General features: G+C 55.6%; 20 protein-coding genes. 10 read left to right on the top strand and 10 right to left on the bottom strand.

What is annotated here, in order from left to right; all coding sequences use genetic code 11:
• The first annotated feature begins 105 nt into the window (after nucleotides 1-105).
• The 10 genes from IB237_RS16230 (at nucleotide 106) to IB237_RS16185 (ending at nucleotide 9,278) form a co-directional block, all read left to right on the top strand.
• Nucleotides 106-885 (top strand): SDR family oxidoreductase, encoded by a 780-nt coding sequence (locus IB237_RS16230; protein ID WP_192489721.1) that lies wholly within the window; start codon nucleotides 106-108, stop codon nucleotides 883-885.
• Complete coding sequence (locus IB237_RS16225; protein ID WP_192489720.1) at nucleotides 882-1,589, top strand: amino acid ABC transporter permease; 708 nt, start codon at nucleotides 882-884, stop codon at nucleotides 1,587-1,589. Before IB237_RS16230 ends, IB237_RS16225 begins: the two co-directional genes overlap by 4 nt.
• Entirely contained in the window at nucleotides 1,586-2,344 is a 759-nt protein-coding gene (locus IB237_RS16220) for an amino acid ABC transporter permease (protein WP_192489719.1), read from the top strand. The genes IB237_RS16225 and IB237_RS16220 overlap by 4 nt, the downstream gene beginning before the upstream one ends.
• Nucleotides 2,341-3,102 carry an amino acid ABC transporter ATP-binding protein gene (locus tag IB237_RS16215; RefSeq protein WP_192489718.1) on the top strand — a complete coding sequence of 254 codons (762 nt, stop codon included), beginning with the start codon at nucleotides 2,341-2,343 and terminating at the stop codon, nucleotides 3,100-3,102. Before IB237_RS16220 ends, IB237_RS16215 begins: the two co-directional genes overlap by 4 nt.
• 31 nt (nucleotides 3,103-3,133) lie before the next feature.
• The gene (locus IB237_RS16210; protein WP_192489717.1) at nucleotides 3,134-3,970 is read left to right on the top strand and encodes an ABC transporter substrate-binding protein; all 837 of its coding nucleotides are present in this window, start codon (nucleotides 3,134-3,136) and stop codon (nucleotides 3,968-3,970) included.
• Nucleotides 3,971-4,073: 103 nt separating this feature from the next.
• Complete coding sequence (locus IB237_RS16205) at nucleotides 4,074-4,748, top strand: 4-carboxy-4-hydroxy-2-oxoadipate aldolase/oxaloacetate decarboxylase (RefSeq protein ID WP_192489716.1); 675 nt, start codon at nucleotides 4,074-4,076, stop codon at nucleotides 4,746-4,748.
• Nucleotides 4,749-4,889: 141 nt separating this feature from the next.
• Nucleotides 4,890-5,660, top strand: coding sequence for an SDR family oxidoreductase (locus IB237_RS16200; RefSeq protein ID WP_192489715.1), 771 nt, complete (start codon nucleotides 4,890-4,892; stop codon nucleotides 5,658-5,660).
• Between the two features lie 126 nt (nucleotides 5,661-5,786).
• Complete coding sequence (locus tag IB237_RS16195) at nucleotides 5,787-6,734, top strand: 2-hydroxyacid dehydrogenase (protein WP_192489714.1); 948 nt, start codon at nucleotides 5,787-5,789, stop codon at nucleotides 6,732-6,734.
• A gap of 8 nt (nucleotides 6,735-6,742) precedes the next feature.
• A complete protein-coding gene (locus tag IB237_RS16190) occupies nucleotides 6,743-7,774 on the top strand; it encodes an L-idonate 5-dehydrogenase (RefSeq protein ID WP_192489713.1) in 1,032 nt (343 codons plus the stop codon).
• 526 nt (nucleotides 7,775-8,300) lie between these two features.
• The gene (locus tag IB237_RS16185; RefSeq protein ID WP_192489712.1) at nucleotides 8,301-9,278 is read left to right on the top strand and encodes a 3'-5' exonuclease; all 978 of its coding nucleotides are present in this window, start codon (nucleotides 8,301-8,303) and stop codon (nucleotides 9,276-9,278) included.
• Between the two features lie 6 nt (nucleotides 9,279-9,284).
• Here the strand turns inward: IB237_RS16185 and IB237_RS16180 are convergent, their stop codons facing one another.
• From IB237_RS16180 to IB237_RS16135, 10 genes are read right to left on the bottom strand one after another with little or no spacing between them, the layout of a single operon-like run.
• The gene (locus IB237_RS16180) at nucleotides 9,285-10,289 is read right to left on the bottom strand and encodes a zinc-binding dehydrogenase (protein WP_192489711.1); all 1,005 of its coding nucleotides are present in this window, start codon (nucleotides 10,287-10,289) and stop codon (nucleotides 9,285-9,287) included.
• A 33-nt stretch (nucleotides 10,290-10,322) separates the two neighbouring features.
• Nucleotides 10,323-11,426, bottom strand: a complete 1,104-nt coding sequence (locus IB237_RS16175) for a Xaa-Pro peptidase family protein (RefSeq protein WP_192489710.1) — start codon at nucleotides 11,424-11,426, stop codon at nucleotides 10,323-10,325.
• A gap of 12 nt (nucleotides 11,427-11,438) precedes the next feature.
• The gene (locus tag IB237_RS16170) at nucleotides 11,439-12,251 is read right to left on the bottom strand and encodes an aspartate/glutamate racemase family protein (RefSeq protein ID WP_192489709.1); all 813 of its coding nucleotides are present in this window, start codon (nucleotides 12,249-12,251) and stop codon (nucleotides 11,439-11,441) included.
• A gap of 9 nt (nucleotides 12,252-12,260) precedes the next feature.
• Nucleotides 12,261-13,925, bottom strand: a complete 1,665-nt coding sequence (locus tag IB237_RS16165) for a hydantoinase B/oxoprolinase family protein (protein WP_192489708.1) — start codon at nucleotides 13,923-13,925, stop codon at nucleotides 12,261-12,263.
• Nucleotides 13,926-13,936: 11 nt separating this feature from the next.
• Entirely contained in the window at nucleotides 13,937-16,012 is a 2,076-nt protein-coding gene (locus IB237_RS16160; protein ID WP_192489707.1) for a hydantoinase/oxoprolinase family protein, read from the bottom strand.
• Between the two features lies 1 nt (nucleotide 16,013).
• Nucleotides 16,014-16,511, bottom strand: a complete 498-nt coding sequence (locus tag IB237_RS16155; protein WP_192489706.1) for a GAF domain-containing protein — start codon at nucleotides 16,509-16,511, stop codon at nucleotides 16,014-16,016.
• Entirely contained in the window at nucleotides 16,504-17,316 is an 813-nt protein-coding gene (locus IB237_RS16150; RefSeq protein ID WP_192489705.1) for an ABC transporter ATP-binding protein, read from the bottom strand. The genes IB237_RS16155 and IB237_RS16150 overlap by 8 nt, the downstream gene beginning before the upstream one ends.
• On the bottom strand, nucleotides 17,313-18,203 hold the full coding sequence (locus tag IB237_RS16145; protein ID WP_192489704.1) for an ABC transporter ATP-binding protein: 891 nt from the start codon (nucleotides 18,201-18,203) through the stop codon (nucleotides 17,313-17,315). Before IB237_RS16145 ends, IB237_RS16150 begins: the two co-directional genes overlap by 4 nt.
• A complete protein-coding gene (locus IB237_RS16140) occupies nucleotides 18,200-19,033 on the bottom strand; it encodes an ABC transporter permease (RefSeq protein ID WP_192489703.1) in 834 nt (277 codons plus the stop codon). Before IB237_RS16140 ends, IB237_RS16145 begins: the two co-directional genes overlap by 4 nt.
• Nucleotides 19,030-20,055 (bottom strand): ABC transporter permease, encoded by a 1,026-nt coding sequence (locus IB237_RS16135; RefSeq protein WP_192489702.1) that lies wholly within the window; start codon nucleotides 20,053-20,055, stop codon nucleotides 19,030-19,032. Before IB237_RS16135 ends, IB237_RS16140 begins: the two co-directional genes overlap by 4 nt.
• Between the last annotated feature and the right edge of the window lie 7 nt (nucleotides 20,056-20,062).

Below are 20,062 nucleotides of genomic sequence, written 5' to 3'. Positions count from 1 at the left end.
TTTTCTGCCCTCCATAAAAGTTCCTTATTACTCCAAAAGTAATCGGTCTTAGGCAAGAGCCCAAAGCTTAGCTAATGTTCATGGCAACAAATAAAGGGGATCAGAATGCCATTCTCCGATTACAAGACCGCTTTGGTCACCGGTGCTTCATCCGGTATCGGCGCAGCAGTTGTAGAGCGGCTCCGACGCGAAAATGTTGAAGTTCATGCCGTTGCCCGCAGTGCGGATGCGTTGAATGAACTTGCAAAACGTACCGGCTGCATAGCGCATGCTATAGATGTTACCGATCGTGCAGCGCTTGCCACTCTCTCCGAGAAGGTTCAGTTCGATATTCTGGTCAATAATGCCGGTGTCGACAGGCCGAAAAAATTCCTGCAGGCTGATGCCGACGACATTGATCTTCTTGTCGATGTGAACCTGCGTGCGGTTCTGCATATCTGCCGTCTGATTGTTCCGGGCATGGTGGAGCGCGACCGCGGTCACGTCATCAACATTTCGTCGATTGCCGGCAATTACAACTTTGGAGGAAACTCCACTTACCACGCCGTCAAGGCTGGTGTTGCCATGCTGTCGAACCAGTTGCGGCTGGATGCATTTGGCAAGCGTGTCCGTGTGACAGAAATCTGCCCGGGCCGTGTTGCGACGGATATCTTCAATCACGTGCACGGCAATGACCCGAGCGTGCGTGAACGTTTTATCGATGGCTTTGAATTACCAAAGGCAGAAGACATCGCCGATGCGATAGCCTTTGCCATCGCAGCACCAGTTGCTGTCAATATTGGTCACATGGAGATTACCCCGACTTTGCAGGTGATGGGGGGTCTTCAAACTGCCAAGCCACAAACTGCCGCGCAGTCTGATGTCACCAAGGAGCCAAAGCCGTGAGCGGCTTTGATCTGATGTCCGTCCTGAGCAATCAGGAGTACATCGGGATGCTGCTCCACGGCATCAAGATCACATTTGCTATCTTCCTTGGCTCGTGGTCGCTGGCCATGTCACTGGCGCTGGCGCTGTTGTGCATCCGCTTTTCGCCGTTCAAATTCGGTGATCGTCTTGTTGCGGCACATGTTTCCTACCATCGTAATGTGCCGACACTGGTGCAGTTGATGTTGTGGTACTTCGGTATCTTCACCTTGCTGCCGTCGGGACTGACAAATTGGCTGACGGATCATAACGCCGAAGCAGTGTTTGCCGTGGTAGGGCTTGGGCTTTGTCAGGCCGCCTATTTCAGTGAGGATTTGCGGTCAGGTTTGCGCTCGGTCAGTCCGGGGCAGATGGAGGCGGCAAAAGCACTGGGGCACGGCTATCTGTCGGCCATGCGCTTCATCATCATGCCGCAAGGTGTGCGTAATGCATTGCCGCCGCTGATCAACCATAGTGTTTCCCTGTTCAAGAACAGCAGTCTTGCTCTGGTTATCGGCGCGTCCGAATTGACCCATGCGGTCAAGGAAATTGAAAATCTCAGCTTCCAGACCTTTGAAATCTATCTGGTTGGAACTGTTCTTTATCTCTTCTTCTCGCTGTTGATCATGGCTGCCGGAGCTTATCTGTCGATGCGTCTGGATCCTGTATGGAGGGCACGGGCATGATCGGAGATATGATCACCATCATCCAAGACTACTGGCTGCTTTTGTTGATCGGTCAGTACCCGAATGGCCCGCTTGGTGGCCTTGCCAACACGCTTATTCTGTCAGCGCTCGCTATTGCCTTTGCGTTCCCGGTCAGCATTCTGATGGCCATGGCACGCCTGTCCAAATGGCGCATGGTGCGGTGGCCGATCACAGCATTGGTTTACGTTACACGCGGCGTACCGTTGCTGATGCTGATCCTGTGGACCTACTTCCTCATCCCGTTGTGGACGGGGGCTGATGTACCAAGCTTCGCCATTATGCTGGTGACGCTCGTTGTCTATCAGGGCGCATTCCTTAGCGAAGTTGTCCGGGCTGGTATTGTTGCCCTGGGGGCAGGGCAGATGGATGCAGCAAGAGCGCTGGGTCACAGCTATCTCAGCGCCATGCGTTTTATCATCCTGCCGCAGGCGCTCTATAACATGATCCCGAGCATGATCTCGACCTTCGTTGCGACGATCAAGGATACGACGCTTGGTTATGTCATTAACGTGCCGGACCTTACCTTCGCGGCAAGCCAGGTTAACAACCAGCTTCTGACGCAGCCCTTCCAGGTCTTCCTCATTCTGGCAATCGTTTATTACGCCATCTGCTGGAGCCTGACCTATCTCGCCAATGCTGTTGAGCGCCGTATTGCCAAGCGCCGCGCGGGTGTGGTTGCCCGCCCGCAACCGGAAACGCTGGCGCAGGCCAAAATCATAACGGAGCAGCCATGACCACGACATCATCATCGAAAGAGCAGACGATCCGTATCTCGAATGTCTGCAAAAGTTATGGCGACTATCAGGTTCTGAAGAATGTCGACGCTGAGGTGGCGCGTGGCGAAGTGGTCGTCATCTGTGGTCCTTCCGGTTCCGGCAAGTCGACGCTGATCCGCACCGTTAATCGTCTTGAGGAAATCAACAGCGGTTCGATCACGCTGGATGGCCAGGACATTCATGCGGCGACAAAAACGAAGGAACTCAATCTGCTGCGCAGCCGGGTGGGTTTCGTATTCCAGAGCTTCAATTTGTTTCCGCATCTGTCGGTGCTGGAAAACGTGACGATCTCGCCCATCCGCGTCAAAGGCGTTGCACCGGATGTAGCCCGCGACAAGGCCTTGAAACTTCTGGATCGGGTTGGTCTGGCCGACAAGGCTGGCGCTTACCCGGCTCAATTGTCCGGCGGTCAACAGCAGCGTGTGGCGATTGCCCGCGCTCTGGCCATGGAGCCACCGGTCATGCTGTTTGATGAGCCGACAAGCGCGCTCGACCCTGAAATGGTTGGCGAAGTGCTGGCCGTGATGAAGGGATTGGCTGCAGAAGGCATGACCATGATGTGTGTCACGCATGAAATGGGCTTCGCCCGCGAAGTTGCCGACCGCATCTGGTTCATCGATGCCGGTGAAATTATCGAGAAGGCAACGCCTGAAGAGTTTTTCACCACACCACGCCATCCGCGCGCGCAGCGGTTCCTGTCCGATCTGCGTCACTGATACCAAGCAAAATCATAAGAGGAGAACTGCAATGAACTGGAAATACCTTACACTCACCGCCATTCTCGCTGGTACAGCCCTTGCGACGCCTGCCGCTGCGGATCAGCTGGATACGATCATGTCCAACAAGGTTCTGCGTTGCGCGACCTTTGCAGACGTTGTTCCTTTTGCTGCTCCCGATCCAAAGACCCGCGAAATGGCCGGTTTCGACGTTGATCTTTGCAATGCCATTGCCAAGGAACTCGGCGTGAAGGCTGAGGTCAAGCCTGTGTCGGTTGAAGCCCGCGTACCAGAAGTCAAACTCGGCCGCGTCGATATCACGGTTGCCAACCTTGCCTATACACAGAGCCGCGCAGAGCAGATCCAGTTCAGCGATCCCTATTACCTTGCCAAGGAAATGTTGATCGTGCCGGTTGATGATGCTGGTCAGAAGAAGGCCGATTATGAAGGTCAGCGCGTTGCCTCCACCAAGGGCTCGACCTCTGAAATGTCGATCAAGCTCAACAAGTCCGATCCTTTGACCTTTCAGGATACCGCGTCTGCCTATCTTGCCGTGCAGCAGGGTAAAGCCCGTGGCATGGTTGCCAACACCATGACAACGACGAAGTTTGTCAACGAATCCAAGACCAAGGGCAAACCAATGCGCATGATCGAGGAGCCAATGCTCTATCAACCGATCGGTATTGGCATGGCCAAGGACAATCCGGCTCTGACCGCCAAGATCAACGAAGTGTTGAAGAAGCTCGATGCAGACGGCGAGATCAACAAGATTTGGGACAAGTGGCTTGGCCCGGATACCGAATACAAGATGACCCGTACCGACAAGGTGGTTCCACTTTCCGAACTGAAGTTCGACCCTATTCCTTGATCCTGCCGGGCTAAGGCCCCTCAGCATCCATTGAAACACACACATCAACATCAATGCGAGCGGCGGGACGTTCCCGCCGCATGCCTTACCGTGGGAGGTTTTTATGATCCACATTAAAGATATCGCAGAACGGCCAAGCAAAGCAGACATCGAAGCACTTTCGAAGTTCTCGCCTGCAACCATCCATGAGGCACAGGGTCGTAAAGGTGCACTTTCCTCCCGTTTGAAGCCTGTCGACTACAAGATGAAGCTGTGTGGCCCTGCCTTCACGGTGAAATGCGCCCCGCGTGACAACATCATGCTTCAGCTGGCCATCAACTATGCCAAGCCCGGCGACATCATTGTTGTTTCGGCAGGTGAATATGAAGAAGCCGGTTCTTTCGGTGACGTGCTGGCCAATGCCTGCCTGGCAAAGGGGATCGGCGGTCTGGTGACTGACACTGGGGTGCGCGACACACTGCAGCTGAGAGACCTTGGTTTCCCGGTTTTCTCTCTCAGCGTCTGTATCAAGGGCACTGTGAAGGAAACGATTGCCGCGGTGAATGACAGCATCATCGTTGGCGGCGAAATCATCAATCCCGGCGATATTATCGTTGGCGATGCCGATGGTCTGGTTGTCGTGCGCCGTGAAGAAGCCCAGGAATCGGCGCGTCTGTCGCAGATCCGCGAAGATGCCGAAGCCGGTTACATCGAAGCCTACAAGCAGGGCAAATCGGTTGTCGAAGTTAGCAATCTCGAAGCCGTATTGAAGGCCAAGGGTCTGGTTGTCGATATCTGATCTTTCGTTGCTGCGAAACACGTCTACTGTTTCGCGTCATCGTCAGTGATCCCATGAGAAAAGAGGAACGGTCTGCAGGGTGTCCGATACCGTTCTTCGCTTACATGAAAATGACATCTCCTTTTTAAGGAACAAGGTCTGATGACGTCTCGACTATTTGATTTGTCCGGTTTGCGTGCATTGGTGACGGGCTCGTCGCAGGGGATTGGACTTGCTTTGGCGCAGGGTCTTATCGAGCACGGCGCATCTGTTGTGCTGAATGGCCGTGACAGGGCAAGACTTGGCGAAGCGGCGGCGGCGCTGATGGCTGAAACGGGCGTTGCTGTTGATACGGCGGATTTTGACGTGACGGATGGTGACGCGGTCAAGCGCGGTGTCGAAGCCATCGAGCGAGATATCGGACCGATCGATATCCTGATCAACAATGCCGGCATGCAGTTCCGCTCGCCGCTGGAGGAGTTTCCAGCCGACCGTTGGGAACAATTGCTGAAGACCAATATCTCCAGCGTGTTTTATGTCGGTCAGGCGGTGGCCCGTCACATGATTGGCCGTGGTCGCGGCAAGATCATCAACATCGCCTCGGTGCAGAGTGAACTGGCCCGCCCGGGAATTGCGCCCTATACGGCCACCAAAGGTGCTGTGAAGAACCTGACACGCGGCATGTGCACGGACTGGGCCAAATATGGCCTGCAGATCAATGCGATTGCACCTGGATACTTCAAGACACCTCTCAATCAGGCGCTGGTCGATAGCGAGGAGTTCTCGTCCTGGCTTGAGAAGCGCACACCGGCTGGCCGTTGGGGCAATGTCGATGAGCTGGTCGGTGCGGCTGTGTTCCTATCGGGCAAGGCATCGTCCTTTGTGAATGGCCACACGCTTTATGTCGATGGTGGGATTACCACCAGCCTTTGAGTTTTGGCTCCGTGAGCCAAAGAACCCTTTTGACATCCCATAATGGCGATGATGGCAGATGCATGCCCATCGGCCATGACCACTGACCATGCCCGCACGAGCGGTGTTTATCTTTTGGAGGAAACCATGAGCAAACCGGACATTCTGATGACGGGTCCATACCCGGAATGGGATCAGGTGGAACTCGATGCACATTATACGGTGCACAAGCTGTTTGAAGCCGCCGACCGCGATGCATTCCTGAGCCAGCATGGCGCCAAGATCCGTGCGATTGCCACCCGTGGTGAACTGGGGGCGTCTGCCGAGCTGATCGGCAAGCTGCCAAAGCTGGAAGTGATCTCCGTCTATGGTGTCGGTTTTGATACGGTTGATCTGGCAGCCTGCCGTGCCCGCGGCATTCGTGTCACCAATACACCTGATGTGTTGACCAATGATGTGGCCGACCTTGGTGTGGCAATGATGCTGGTGCAGTCACGCGGTATCATCGGCGCAGAGACCTGGGTCAAGGATGGTAGCTGGGCGGAAAAGGGTCTTTATCCGCTGAAGCGCCGCGTCTGGGGCCGCAAAGCTGGTGTGCTGGGACTTGGCCGTATTGGATTTGAAGTCGCAAAGCGCCTACGTGGCTTTGATATGGATATCGCCTATAGCGATGTCGAGGCAAAATCCTTCGCGGACGGCCTGACCTACATCGCCGATCCGGTGGAACTTGCCCGGCATGCCGACTTCCTCTTCGTCACACTGGCCGCTTCTGCTGTCACCCGCCACATCGTATCAAAGGATGTGATTGCCGCACTTGGACCTGATGGCATGCTGATCAACATCTCGCGGGCCTCGAACATCGATGAGGAGGCACTGTTGGAAGCGTTGGAGAACAAGACGCTCGGTTCGGCAGCACTTGATGTGTTTGAGGGTGAACCAAAGCTCAATCCACGTTTCCTGCAACTCGACAATGTGCTGGTTCAGCCGCACCATGCGTCTGGAACCATTGAGACCCGCAAGGCCATGGGCAAGCTGGTGCGGGATAATCTCGCCGCGCATTTTGCCGGGTCTGCCCTGTTAACGCCTGTTGTGTGAGAGAAACCATGAAAGCTGTCGTTATCCATGCTGCCAAGGATCTGCGTATCGAGGAGAGAGACGTCGAACCTGTTGGTCCAGGTCAGGTAGAGGTTGCCATTGAAGCGGGCGGCATTTGCGGCTCTGACCTGCATTACTATAATCACGGTGGTTTTGGCACCGTGCGCATCCGCGAACCGATGATCCTCGGCCATGAGGTGGCCGGTACGATCAAGGCGCTGGGTGAGGGTGTCTCGGGGCTTTCCGTGGGTGATCGTGTTGCGGTCTCGCCAAGCCGTCCTTGCAATGATTGCGAATATTGCCTGAAGGGGCAACAGAACCACTGCCTCAACATGCGGTTTTATGGCAGTGCCATGCCGATGCCGCATATCCAGGGCGCGTTCCGCCAGAGGCTGGTGGCGCAGGCCTGGCAGTGCCACAGGGTAGAAGAGGGTGTATCGATCCACGAGGCGGCGATGGCTGAACCCTTTGCCGTCACACTGCATGCGGTGACACGGGCTGGAGCCTTGACCGACAAGCGGGTTCTGGTGACCGGCTGTGGACCCATTGGAGCGCTGGCGATCATTGCAGCACGGGCGCATGGGGCGCGCGAGATTGTGGCAACCGATGTGATGGATGCGGTGCTGAAGAAGGCACTGGATGTTGGTGCTGACCGGGTGATCAATGTTGCCGACAATGCCGATCAGCTCTCTGCCTATTCCGCCAACAAGGGATATTTTGATGTTCAGTTCGAGGCGTCGGGCAACCAGAGCGCTGTGCGCTCGGGGCTTGAGGTTCTTCGTCCGCGCTCGACCGTTGTGCAGCTTGGGCTGGGTGGCGATGTCTCCATTCCGCAAAACATGGTGGTTGCCAAGGAAATCGAAATGAAGGGCACGTTCCGGTTCCATGAGGAGTTCGGGCTTGCGGTCGACTTCATCAACAAGGGCCGTGTTGATCTCAAACCACTTCTGACCGGGACCTTCCCGCTCAACGAAGCCGTTACCGCATTCGAAACAGCCGCAGACAGAACAAAGTCAATGAAAGTGCAATTGGCATTTTGATCCGCCAACGAAAAAAACCAAGGTCAGGCAGATGGCATGACCTTGCGCAACAAGAGCTTCCCCATGTCTGTGATGGTCATGGTTGTATCGTTGTACCTGCCCCGTTGGCGTCTCGTGACAAACGTTGGGTCGAAATTGCCGGGATCATATTGGCGCACCAGCGACCCGGATCGGCCAAGGGTGTGATGTTCATCACTAGCGAAGATAAAACGGGTGTCGCCAATGCGGTCGTATGGTCCAAGTGTTTGAGAAACGGTGCAGTATCGTCCTCGGTGCTAGCATGTTGGGCATCAAAGGTTATATTCAGCGGGAGGGGGAGGCGGTTCAGGTTGTTGGATGAGTTCCATCATGGCATGCCGCCGCCGGATCCAAGAGGCCGACCAAAATCGGGCGCAATCCTTACGCCTCACAGCCATCGGGGTGAAATCCGGGTCAAGACGCGCGACTTCCGATAGAACCTGGCGTTGCTTGCCCTGCAATGGCGACTCTGTTAGCCCCAAGGTTGCCGTATACGGATTGGAACAGCATGACTTCACAACTCGACTTCTTTGCATCGTCCGGCAAAACTGCAAGCGTGAGCATTGGCAGGTCCCCGGCGCGTGCACGGGGACGACAGGAAGAGCCAGTCGATAGCGAGGCCATGGCCCGATATCTCGAATCCACCGGCAACTATCGCATCTTGCGCAAGCTTCAGGCGCCGCCGATCGTTAAACATCCGCGCCCGGAATTCGCGCGTCGTGGCATTGTTCTCGATACCGAGACAACCGGTCTGAATTTCCGTTCCGACGAGATTATCGAGATCGGGTTGGTGGCTTTCACCTTTAACGATGACGGCCAGATCGGCGATGTCACGGATATTTATGGTGGTCTTCAACAGCCGAGCGTTTCGATACCTCCAGAGATTACACGGCTGACAAGAATCACCGACGAAATGGTTGCCGGCCAAGTGATTGACCGGGATCGTATGAATTCTCTGATTGAGCCGGCTGATCTGATCATCGCGCATAATGCCGGTTTTGATCGGCCGTTCTGTGAAGCTTTTTCACCGGTTTTTGTTCATAAGGCCTGGGGCTGTTCGGTCGCTGAAGTCGACTGGTCGGCACGGGGTTTTGAAGGTAGTAAACTGGGGTATCTGATTGGGCAATCGGGTTACTTCCACGATGGGCACCGTGCCGTCGATGACTGTTTTGCCCTGCTTGAAGTGCTTGCCCTGCAGCGCGCACCCGCCGTGACCACACCGTTTTCGGAACTGCATGCCGCCAGCCAGTTGTCGCGTGTTCGTATCTATGCCGAAAACTCGCCCTTCGACATGAAGGACCATCTCAAGGCACGCGGTTACCGGTGGTCGGATGGCTCTGACGGTCGACCGAAATCCTGGTGGGTGGAATTGCCGGAAGAGAAATTCGACGACGAGATGCATTTCCTGCGGAACGAGATTTATCGCTGGGAGGCCGATCCTCCCATTCGGCGTCTGACCGCTTTTGATCGTTTCCGTCCAGGCTGAGACAGGTCAAAGACCTGTCTTTATAACCACCTTGCCGTGGCTGGTGCGCGGTTGTCGCAGATAATCCCAGGCCTGTTTGTACTCTTCCATCGGGTAGACCCGGTCGATGGACGGTTTGATGTGCCCACCTTTCAGATGCCGGTAGACAAAAGCCTTGCCGCGCGCGCACATGTCAGGATTTTCAACATAGTTGAACAGTGAATAAGGCTGGAAGGTCGCGTTTTTCTGGAAAAAGTCCTTCATCGGCAGGACTGGCGGCTTGGTGTCGAGCGTGCCGTAAAAATAGATGCGCGCGTCTCGGGCCAATGCCGGACTATATTGCGCAATCATGGTTTCGCCCACCGGATCGAAGGCGGCATCGATGCCCTTGCCACCGGTCATTTCCAAGAGTTGTTCAGCAACGGATGGGCCTTTGCCATCGGTAACGACAACATGGTCAGCACCCTTCGTTTGCAGGTAGTCGCGATTGGCCGCAAAGCGGGTCGTGCCGATCATGGTCGCACCTAGAATGCGTCCAATTTCCAACGAGGCAGTTCCGGCTGTACTGGTTGCTGCCGTCGCCAGCACGTGATTGCCAGCTCCCACCTTTGAGATTTCGGCCAGCGGAAAATAGGCCGTCATATATTGCATCCAGATGGAGGCGCTTTCCACAGCCGAAAGTCCATCTGGTGCAGGTGTTACGTAGCTGGCATCAATGATCAACGTCTCGGTGCTGGCGCCGCGCTGGTAATAGAAGTAGGGCAGGGTGCAATAACGATCGCCGATTGAGATCCCTTCGACACCATCTCCCACCGCTTCCACAATGCCCGCAGCTTCCATGCCGATCCTGGCGGGAAAGTCATGGAAGCTGAAGGAGTAATTGTCCAACATCAGATCCATGTCGCCCCAGTTCAGGGCAAAAGCCTCGATCCTTAGCCTGATCTCTCCAGGTCCCGGCTGTTCGACGGGGACATCCACGAGTGAAAGCCCCTGATAACCGGAATAGCTGTTGATGACCCAGGCACGTGCCATGGCTTTTGTCCTTCCTGTAAAACGATGTCGGGATCAGGCTTTCGTTGTGTGCAGATCACGTGGCAGCGAGGAGAAAATCTCCGGGCCATCGGCGCGCAGGATGACGATGTCTTCCAGACGAATACCGAAACGGCCGGGCAGGTAGATGCCGGGTTCGATGGAAAAAACCATACCTTCTTCGAGCACCGTTTCCGAGGTGGCAGTGATATAGGGTGGCTCATGGCCATCAATACCCATGCCGTGACCGGTACGGTGCACGAAATAAGGGCCATATCCGGCTTCGGTAATAACCGAACGTGCCGCGGCATCTACCTCTTTTGCTTTCACGCCAGGGCGGGCGGCTTTGATAGCGGCCTGAACTGCCTTTTCGACAATGGCATGAACTTCTGCATAACCTTCCGGCGCCTCACCAACCACAGCCATGCGGGTAATATCGCTTGGGAAACCATCCTTACGACCGCCAATATCGATCACAACAGCGTCACCCTTCTGGATGATCCGATCACCTGTATGGTGATGTGGAAATGCACCATTGCCGCCAGCACCGACAATCCAGAATTTTGGATCAGCGCCTTCCGAGGAAAAATGTGCACGGATTTCTGCGGCAACTTCGTTTTCGCTGAGGCCTGCACGCAGCGTGGCGAAGGCCTTTTGCATGGCGCGGTCGGCGATGCCGGCATTCATTTTCAGTTTTTTGTATTCGCTGGCATCCTTGCGCATGCGCAGGAAGCCGAGGGTCGCCGGTGTGAACTCGCTTTTCGTGTCGTCCGGCAAGGCGTGCAGCAGCAAAAGAGCAAAGTCGGCGCGCATGGTTTCATCCAGTGCGACCACACCAGGCGCCGTCGCGCCGATGGCTTCAAGCGCTTCCTTCAGCGCCTTGTCCGGTCCCTGATCGTCACTCCAGTTATAAAACGCAATGTCGGTGTGTTCACGCGAACCGTCGGCATTCAGCGCAGGCATCAAAAATGCTTCCTTGGTTGGCGAAACCAGCAGCAGGCAGGGTCGCTCATCCGGCATGGGGTAAAATCCAAGCACCCATTCCATGTGTGAACCGGGACCAACCGCAAGAAGTCCTGTGCCGGTTGCCATCATTTGCGCGCGTAGAGCGGCCAGCCGGTTTTGTGTTTGATTGCCCATAGGTGTCTCCTCTTAATTCGCCGCAAGAATGATGCGGCTGCCAAAGACGGGGTCGTCACCGCCAAAGGCATCAAATTTTGCCATTTCTGTTTCCGATGGTGGTTCGCAGGACCATTTACGTCCCGGTCCCCAACCGCATTGCTGTTTGAGAAGGGCGGCATATTCCGCCCGTTTCAACGCTGCAATCGACGGATCGATTACCGGTACACCGAGCTCTTTTTCAAGCTCCTTGTAAAAACCGATTTCCATGGTGCAGCCAAGGATGAGTGCCTCTGCATAACCTTCTTCAACGGCCTTGCGACCCGCCTGTTTCAAGCGACGTGCCGTCTCGTCATGGTCTTTCTGGAAATCATCGACACCAAGCCCAACATCGTAAAACCCTGCAAGGCGTTCGCCATGGCCGTATTCCACGACATTGGCGTGCATCTGGTTTACCCATTTGCGACGGCCAACAATAATGCCGAAGCGATTGACGAGGCTGGCAGCGATCTCGCAGGAAGCAACACATGGTGCTGTGATGATCATGTCGCCCGATATTTCGCGGGCGTCATGCAGGGCCGTGTCATAAAAACAACCGATGGCGAGGGCGTCGAAACCTTCCCGTGCGGCGGCGCGTACCGCCCTCATGATGCCTCTGGTAACCAGAGCCTCGTAGGTGCGAAACTCGATATGCGAAAAACCATACTGGTCTTTCGGCAAGGCGGTTACATGCACCTCAGTGCCCGGCAGTTTGTGGTCACGTGCCATCTCAGCAAAGATGGCATCGACCTCAGGATTGGCGGAGACCGGATTGAGATACATGATCTTGAGAGGTTTGTTGGTCATGGCGCGACCTCAGACCTTGTAACCATGAACATCGGCAGCCCGCTCAGGCGTGATGAAGCCATTGCGAATATCCTGCGCGACCAGTGCCGGATCGCGTTCTTTCGGGTTGCCCAAGCCGCCGCCAGTACCCGTAATGATGCGGATAACGTCGTCCTTGTCGACACGGATGCCGGATGCATAGGCGTGACGTTCCTGTGCTCCGTCCTTGCGCATGACGAGGGCATAGTTTGCCGTTCCTTCATTGCCGCCATCCAGCGACCACGGCATGATACGTGAGCGGGTATAACCGAGTGTGAGAAAGGAGTTATCGCGGCGAATACGGTAATCGATGCGAATGCCGTGGCCGCCTGACCATTTGCCTTCGCCGCCCGGTTCGGTGTTTAACTCCATGCGGTCGATGATCAGGCCATTGCGGGCCTCGGAGATTTCTGCGGGGCAGTTATAGGTTTCGCCATGCACGCCGGAGAAGATGGCGCTGTTACCATCACGGCCTTCATTGGCACCCCAGCCGCCAATCTGCGGTTCGATGATGGTGTATTGGCGTCCGGTATCCGGGTGAATACCCCCGATAAAGGTTCCGGCGATGGACGAGAAGTGACCGGATGGCAGCTTGCCCGGCATATGTGGAGCAAGGCAGCGCCAGACCAGATCGTAAACGCGAATGCCGACTTCGTAATAGAAGCCAACGGCGGCGGGTTCCTTCGCATGGAATACGGTGCCTTCTTTTGTCAGCACTTTCAGCGGACGGAAGGAACCTTCATTGGCCGGGGAGGCAGGGTCGGTAAGCGCCTTGAAAATGACCTGCATGCTGACCAGCGTGTCATCGCGTCCGGCGTTGAACGGACCATTGTCCTGATCCGGGTTGTCACGCAAATCTACAATGAATTCATCGGCCGAGACGGTGATGGAAACATTGAAGAAACGTCCGTCATCCTGCTCCTCCGAAAGGGAGTAGGTGCCGTGCGGCAGTTTGGCCAGTTCGGCACGCGATACCTGTTCCCCGAAATTCATGAACTGCACCATGGCCGCTTCAAAGGTCGAAACGCCGTATTTGACCGCCAGTTCTTCAAGCCGTTTGGCGCCGATGCGAACCGAGGCGATTGCCGCCCACAAGTCACCCTCCAGAAAGTCCGGCATGCGTGAGTTGGTGGTGATGATCTCGAAAACCGGACGGATGGGCTGGCCACGGGAAATCATCTTGATGGCAGGCAGGCGCAAACCTTCCTGGAAAATTTCCGTTGCCTCCGATGACAAGGAACCCGGCGCCATGCCGCCAATGTCGGAATTGTGGGCAATGTTCGCTGTCCAGGCAATGATCCGCCCTTCGGAGAACACCGGCATGACAACGATCAGGTCGTTGAGGTGGGTCACGCCGCCGTAGTAGGGGTCGTTGGTGATGAAGACGTCACCGGGTTCGATATCGCCGGGCTCGGAGAACTTCTGAACAACGAATTTTACCGACTTGTCGAGAACACCGATGAAGCCCGGAATACCTGCTCCGGAAGAAGCCAGATGGCCCTTGGCATCGGTAATGCCGGTGCCCATGTCCAAAACTTCGTAGATGATGGAACTCATCGCCGTTTTGCGCATGGCGGCAAACATTTCGTCAGCCGTGGCCTGTAGTGAGTTCTGAATGATTTCAAGCGTGATGGGGTCGTGGATTTGTTCTGCCATGTCCCGCTCCTTCAGGCGCCAAGATGGATGTGAATGTTGCCGAAACCATCGACCTCGACGCGATTGTCGGGATGGATGACGATGGTGGTGCCGGGATCTTCAATCACGGCCGGGCCTTTCAACTGCATGCCGGGCTGCAATTTTGTGCCGTCGTAGATCGTAGCGTCGTGAACACCTTCCAGAGCGTAATCGACTTTGCGGGTGCTTTTGGTCGCTGGTGATGCGTCGCTGTCGCCAAGCGGCTTTTCCTGCATCTTCAGTTTGCCAACCTCGGCAAAGGCCACGAGGTGAATGCCGACCAGCTCCACCGGTGCCTTGAGACGATAGGTGTATTCACGCTCATAGGTTTCGTGGAAGTCGGTTTCGATCTCTTGCAAGCGTGCCTGCGTGATCGTGCCTCCATCGATCAGAACTTCCGTCGTATGTTCCTGGTTCTGATAGCGGAACTTGCCATAGCGCAGGAACTTGACCTTTGTGGCGTCGATGCCTTCGGCGGCAAACTGCTCCTTTGCCAGCGTTTCGCTTTCGCCGAACAGGTTTTCGATCATTGCCGCGGCGCCATCTTTCAGGTCGGCCAGCTTGGTCACGAAATAATCGCGGCGCAGATCGGACATCATCATGCCCCATGCGGAGAAAACCGATGCACCTGCCGGAATCACAACCTTTTTGACGCCCAGTTCCATGCCCAGTGCCACGGCATGCATGGCACCGCCGCCGCCAAACGCCACCAGGGTGAAGTCACGAGGGTCGAAGCCACGGTTCAGGGATACGAGCTTCAGCGCGTTGACCATGTTGTTGTTGGCAATACGGATAATGCCACGTGCTACCTCGTCGGCAGTCACGCCAAGCTTACCGCCAACGGCATTCAGCGCCTTTTCAGTCGCGGCCATATCAGCCTCGACCGAACCGCCGCAGAAATAGTCACGGTTTATACGTCCCAGCCAAAGATTGGCGTCCGTCGTTGTTGCTTCCGTGCCGCCACGGCCATAGGCCGCAGGTCCAGGCATCGCGCCTGCCGATTTCGGACCGACATGCAGCTTGCCGAAATCATCTACCCAAGAAATCGAGCCGCCACCGTTGCCGATCTCAACAAGGTCGACGACCGGTACCATGATCGGATATCCGGCGGATGTGCGGTCGCGTTCGATCCAGTAATCGGTCATGATGCGGACCTGACCGCCTTCGATCAACGAGCATTTTGCCGTTGTGCCGCCGATATCAAGTGCCAGCACATTCGGTTCACCAATCAGCTTGCCTAATTCGGCTGCACCCCAGAAACCGGAGGCTGGGCCAGATTCGACCATAGTGATCGGGATTTTCGAAACCGAATCCAGCGAATCTACGCCGCAGTTGGACTGCATGATAAACAGGTTGCCATCAAACCCCTTGGTTTTAAGGCCATCGTTCAACCGTTTGAGATAACGTTCGGCGGCTGGCTGCACATAGGCCGACATAACAGTGGTGTTGCTGCGCTCATATTCGCGCCATTCACGGGTGATCTGGTGTGAGGAGACGACCGCCACTTCTGGCCACAGCTTTGCGATCTCGGCGATAACAGCCTGTTCATGCGATGGGTTGGCATAGGAATGCAGGAAGCAGACGGCGATGGCTTCAACGCCATCATCCCGGAAAATCTTCAAAATCTCCGGCAGTGAGGAAAGATCAAGCGGCGTTACTTCCTCGCCTTTGTAGGTAAAACGTCCCGGCAGTTCACGGCGCAGATAACGCGGCACAAAAACTTCGGGCTTTTCATAATGCAGGTTGAAAAAGTCCGGGCGGTTACCGCGGGCGATTTCCAGCGTGTCACGGAAACCTTCTGTGGTGATCAGGCCAACTTTGACGCCCTTGCGCTCTGTCAGCGCATTGATGACAACGGTGGTGCCGTGGGCAAAGAAATCCACGCTGGCAGGATCAATGCCGCCCTTGTCCAGAACATTGAGAACACCCTGTTCAAAGTTGGGAGGCGTGGTGTCTGACTTTGCGGTGGTGATGGTTGCTTCACCGGTTGCGTGGTCCGTTTCGAAGCAAACGAGATCGGTGAACGTGCCACCGACATCGGTTGCGACGCGAATGGTTTTTCCGCTCATATCAGTGTGCTCCAGCCTTGTTGTGGGTGTGAAGAAGCATGCAAATGGTGCCCGGCAATTTCAGCGCTTCGGCTGCAGCTACGCGTTCTGGCGTGTAAAAACCTGTTTCATGCAGGCAGTTGAGCGTGCCGATAACATTCCCGTCGACGATGATCGGGACGTTGATGACGCTGCCCAGGCCGAGCGATTTGATGATCTCGTGGTCATCGAAAACGGTGGCAATGTCTTCGATCGTGTTGGCGACAAAGGTCTGCTTCTGCTTGAGGGTGATTTCGGACCAGCGGGTTTCATTGTAAGGTTTGGTACCAGACACAGGATAAACATCTGGCAGGCCGGAATAAACGCGCTCGGAGTTTTTACCCACGGTGTCTGCGGTCATGATGGTGAAGAGCTTTGCGCCCACAAGCTTTTTTGTCAGGGCTTCCAGCGCCACCATGGCCTTGTGTGGCTGATCACCAGCTTCAGCGAGTGCGGCATTGAAATCGCTATAGTCAGTCATTTGCATTTTCCTGCTCCATTAGACGATCGCGCAGGGCCGCTTCATCGCGGCTGACGACCGGAACTGCGCCGATAAGCCGGCGTGTGTAGGCATGTTGGGGATTGGTGAAGATGGCGTCCGTGCAGCCGATTTCGACGATGCGGCCTTTTTCAAAAACAGCGACACGGTCTGCAATATTGCGCACCACGGACAGATCGTGGGTAATGAAGATGTAGGTCAAGCCACGCTTGTCCTTCAGCTCTTTCAAGAGTTTCAGCACGCGCGCCTGCACCAGCACGTCGAGTGCGGATGTGGGTTCGTCCAGAACGACCAGTTCGGATTGGCAGGCCAGCGCACGCGCAATGGCCACACGTTGGCGCTGGCCACCGGACAGTGCCGATGGAGACCGTTTGCGGAAATCTTCCGGCAGTCCGACTTCCTCCAGCAACTCACCGGTGCGTTTGTCGCGTCCGGACTTGTCGCCGATATTGTGAACGTCGAGAGCCAGTCGCAACGAGGCACCGATGCTGCGGCGCGGATTGAGAGATGAGAGCGGGTTCTGCTGAACCAGTTGAATGTTCTGGCGATGTGTCTGCGTCCGTTTTGCCGGAAGCGTCTGGCCTTTGAAGGCAAGATCGCCTGACGTGGCCGCATAAATGCCTAAAATGATGTTGGCGATGGTGCTCTTTCCAGAGCCGGATTCACCAACCACAGCCAGGCATTCCCCGGCATTAAAGTCGAATGAAATATTCTCCAGCGCCCTGACGTCTCGGCCAGCGACATTGAAGGTTTTGGAGATGTTGCGAACGGATAGAAGCGCGCTCATGCCAGAAGCTCCTTCTCGCTAAAGCCTTCATGCGCGATGAGCGGCGCACTGAAATGCGCGGGATCGTCATCGATGTCGGGAATACCGCCGCCGGTGATGCGTGGAACGGCAGACAGGAGAGCGCGCGTGTAAGGATGGCGCGGATTATCAAACAGGGTTTCGGTCTTGCCCTGCTCGACGATGTTACCCTTGTAGATGACGTAAACCCGGTCTGCAAATTCCCGCACAACACCAAGATTGTGGGAAATGAACAAGACCGACGTATGGTGTTTTTCCACCAGTTCTCCCATCAGTTTCAGCGTCTGGGCCTGTACGGTCACATCAAGTGCCGTTCCTGGCTCATCGGCCAGAAGCAGGGCAGGATTGTTGGCAAGCGCCATGGCAATCATCACACGCTGGTTCATGCCGCCGGACAGCTGAAAGGCGTAGGAATCCAAGACCCGTTCGGGTTCGTTGATAGCCACATCTGCCAGCGCCTGAAGCGCAAGTGCACGAGCCTCGGCACGTTTGAGATCAGGCCGTGCGCGTTTGAGAACCTCGTGAAACTGCACCTCGATGGTGTAGACCGGGTTTAGCGAGGAGGTCGGATCCTGAAAGATCATCGACATATCCGTGCCGCGTAACGCCTTACGCTGGCGTGCAGTCATGGCGTTGAGGTTGCGACTTTCAAATTCCAGTCCGCCGGTGATCTTGGCATTTTTTTGCTCTTGCAGAAGTCCCAGCACGATGCGGGCGGTCACGGATTTTCCGGAGCCTGATTCACCGACCAGCGCAACCTTTTCGCCCTTTGCAATATGCAGCGATATGCCGTGCAACACGGCGTTGGTGCCGGAAAAGCCTTTGAAACCAAGCTTGAGGTTTTCGATTTTCAGGGTTGGGGTTTTCATTGATCCACTCCCAGAATTTCGCGAAGCGCATCGCCGATCAGGTTGAAACCGAACACCGCAATCAGAATGGCAAGACCGGGGAAGACGGTGAGCCACCAACTGTCGGGCAGATATTTTGCACCTTCAGCCACCATTGAGCCCAGGTCAGGTGTTGGCGGCTGTACACCAAGGCCGAGGAAGGAGAGGGAGGAGGCGATGAGGATCACGAAGCCGAAATCGAGCGTCATCTTGGTGAGGATCGAGGGTACGCAGTTCGGCAGGATTTCCCGGAACATGATGTGCAGGCGCGACGCGCCGATCACTTCGGCGGCAAGCACATACCCTTCTTCTTTTTCACCACGGGCTAGATTGTAGACAAGACGCGTGTACCAAGGCCACCACATGGCGGTGACCGCAATCATGCCGTTGGTCAGGGTCGGTTCCAGAAGACCCATCATCGACATGGCAAGAACCAGTGGTGGAATGGACAGGAACACGTCGGTGATGCGCATCAGCACATATTCCGTCCAGCCGCCGAGGTAACCGGCAGCAAGGCCTATGGCGACGCCGACCGGAACTGCAATCGCCAGCACCACGATGCCGAGGATCAGCGATACCCGGTACGCATAGATGATGCGAGTGAAGAGATCGCGGCCGACAAGATCAGTGCCGAAAATATAAGGCCATTCAGGTGCCTTGTTGAAATTCAGGAAATCGACGACAGCACCCTGATGTTCGGGGAAGGGCACGATGAAGTCGGCAAAAACCGCCGAGAATACCACCAAAGCCACAAGGATCAGACCGATCAGGGAAAGCGGATTGCGCACAAGTACAAAGAGGGTTTTGCTCATGCTTTCCCCCGTGCAAGGCGAATTTTCGGATTGATGACGGAGACCAGCAAGTCAACGACGAGATTGACGATGAGGAACATGGCGGAAATGATGAGAACCGTGCCGATAATGGCGTTAAGGTCCTTTCGCAAAACCACTGCGACGCCGTAACGTGACAGGCCGGGCCAGGCGTAAACGGCTTCGATGAGGAACGCATTGCCGAGCATGGCCGCAAAATCGAGACCGATGATCGTCAAAGACGGGATCATCGATGGCCGGAAGGCATATTTGCGTGAAATCCGCTTTTCCGGAAAACCGTAGGCCTGCGCCATTTCGATATACGGCTTATCGTAGGTTTCCACCATGTTGGAACGGACCAGACGGGCGGCTTGTCCGATTCCGGAAAGGGCAAGCGCGAAGGCTGGAAGAATGAGGTGCGAAAGGGCGTCAACAAAGGCGTCCGGGCGACCTGCCAGCAACGTGTCGAGCAACAAGAAGCCAGTCACAGGTGCGATGGTGAAACTGTCTGCAATCCGTCCTGCGATTGGGAAAATCGGCAGGTAATAGGCAAACAGCAACATCAGGATGACGGCCCAAACGAAGCCGGGAGCAGACACACCGAGCAGCGTTATCAGGCGTATAAGGTGATCGACGACGGTGCCACGATACCGTGCGGACAGAACGCCAAGTGGCACACCGAACAGCACCATCATGATACCTGACACGATGACAAGTTCGAGCGTGGCCGGCAGGAATTGTGCGATGTCGGCTGTTACGGGACGGTTCGTATAAAGTGAAATGCCGAGATCACCGCGCAGAAGATTACCGACGAAGTAGCCATATTGCTCGATGAAGGGTGCATCGAGGTGCAGCCTTACTCTCAGAGCCTCAACGGCTTCGGCCGTGGCATTAGGGCCGAGCGCAATGCGCGCCGGGTCGCCGGGAATGATCCGGGCTATGGCAAAGATCAGCAGGGACACGCCAAAAAGGACGATAAGCGACGTACCCAGCTTCTTCGCGAGAAGATGCAGGACAGGAAACATCTGTTTT

Source organism: Agrobacterium sp. AGB01 (genome assembly GCF_014851585.1).
Lineage (GTDB): Bacteria > Pseudomonadota > Alphaproteobacteria > Rhizobiales > Rhizobiaceae > Agrobacterium.
This window is presented reverse-complemented; position numbering and strand designations above follow the sequence as displayed.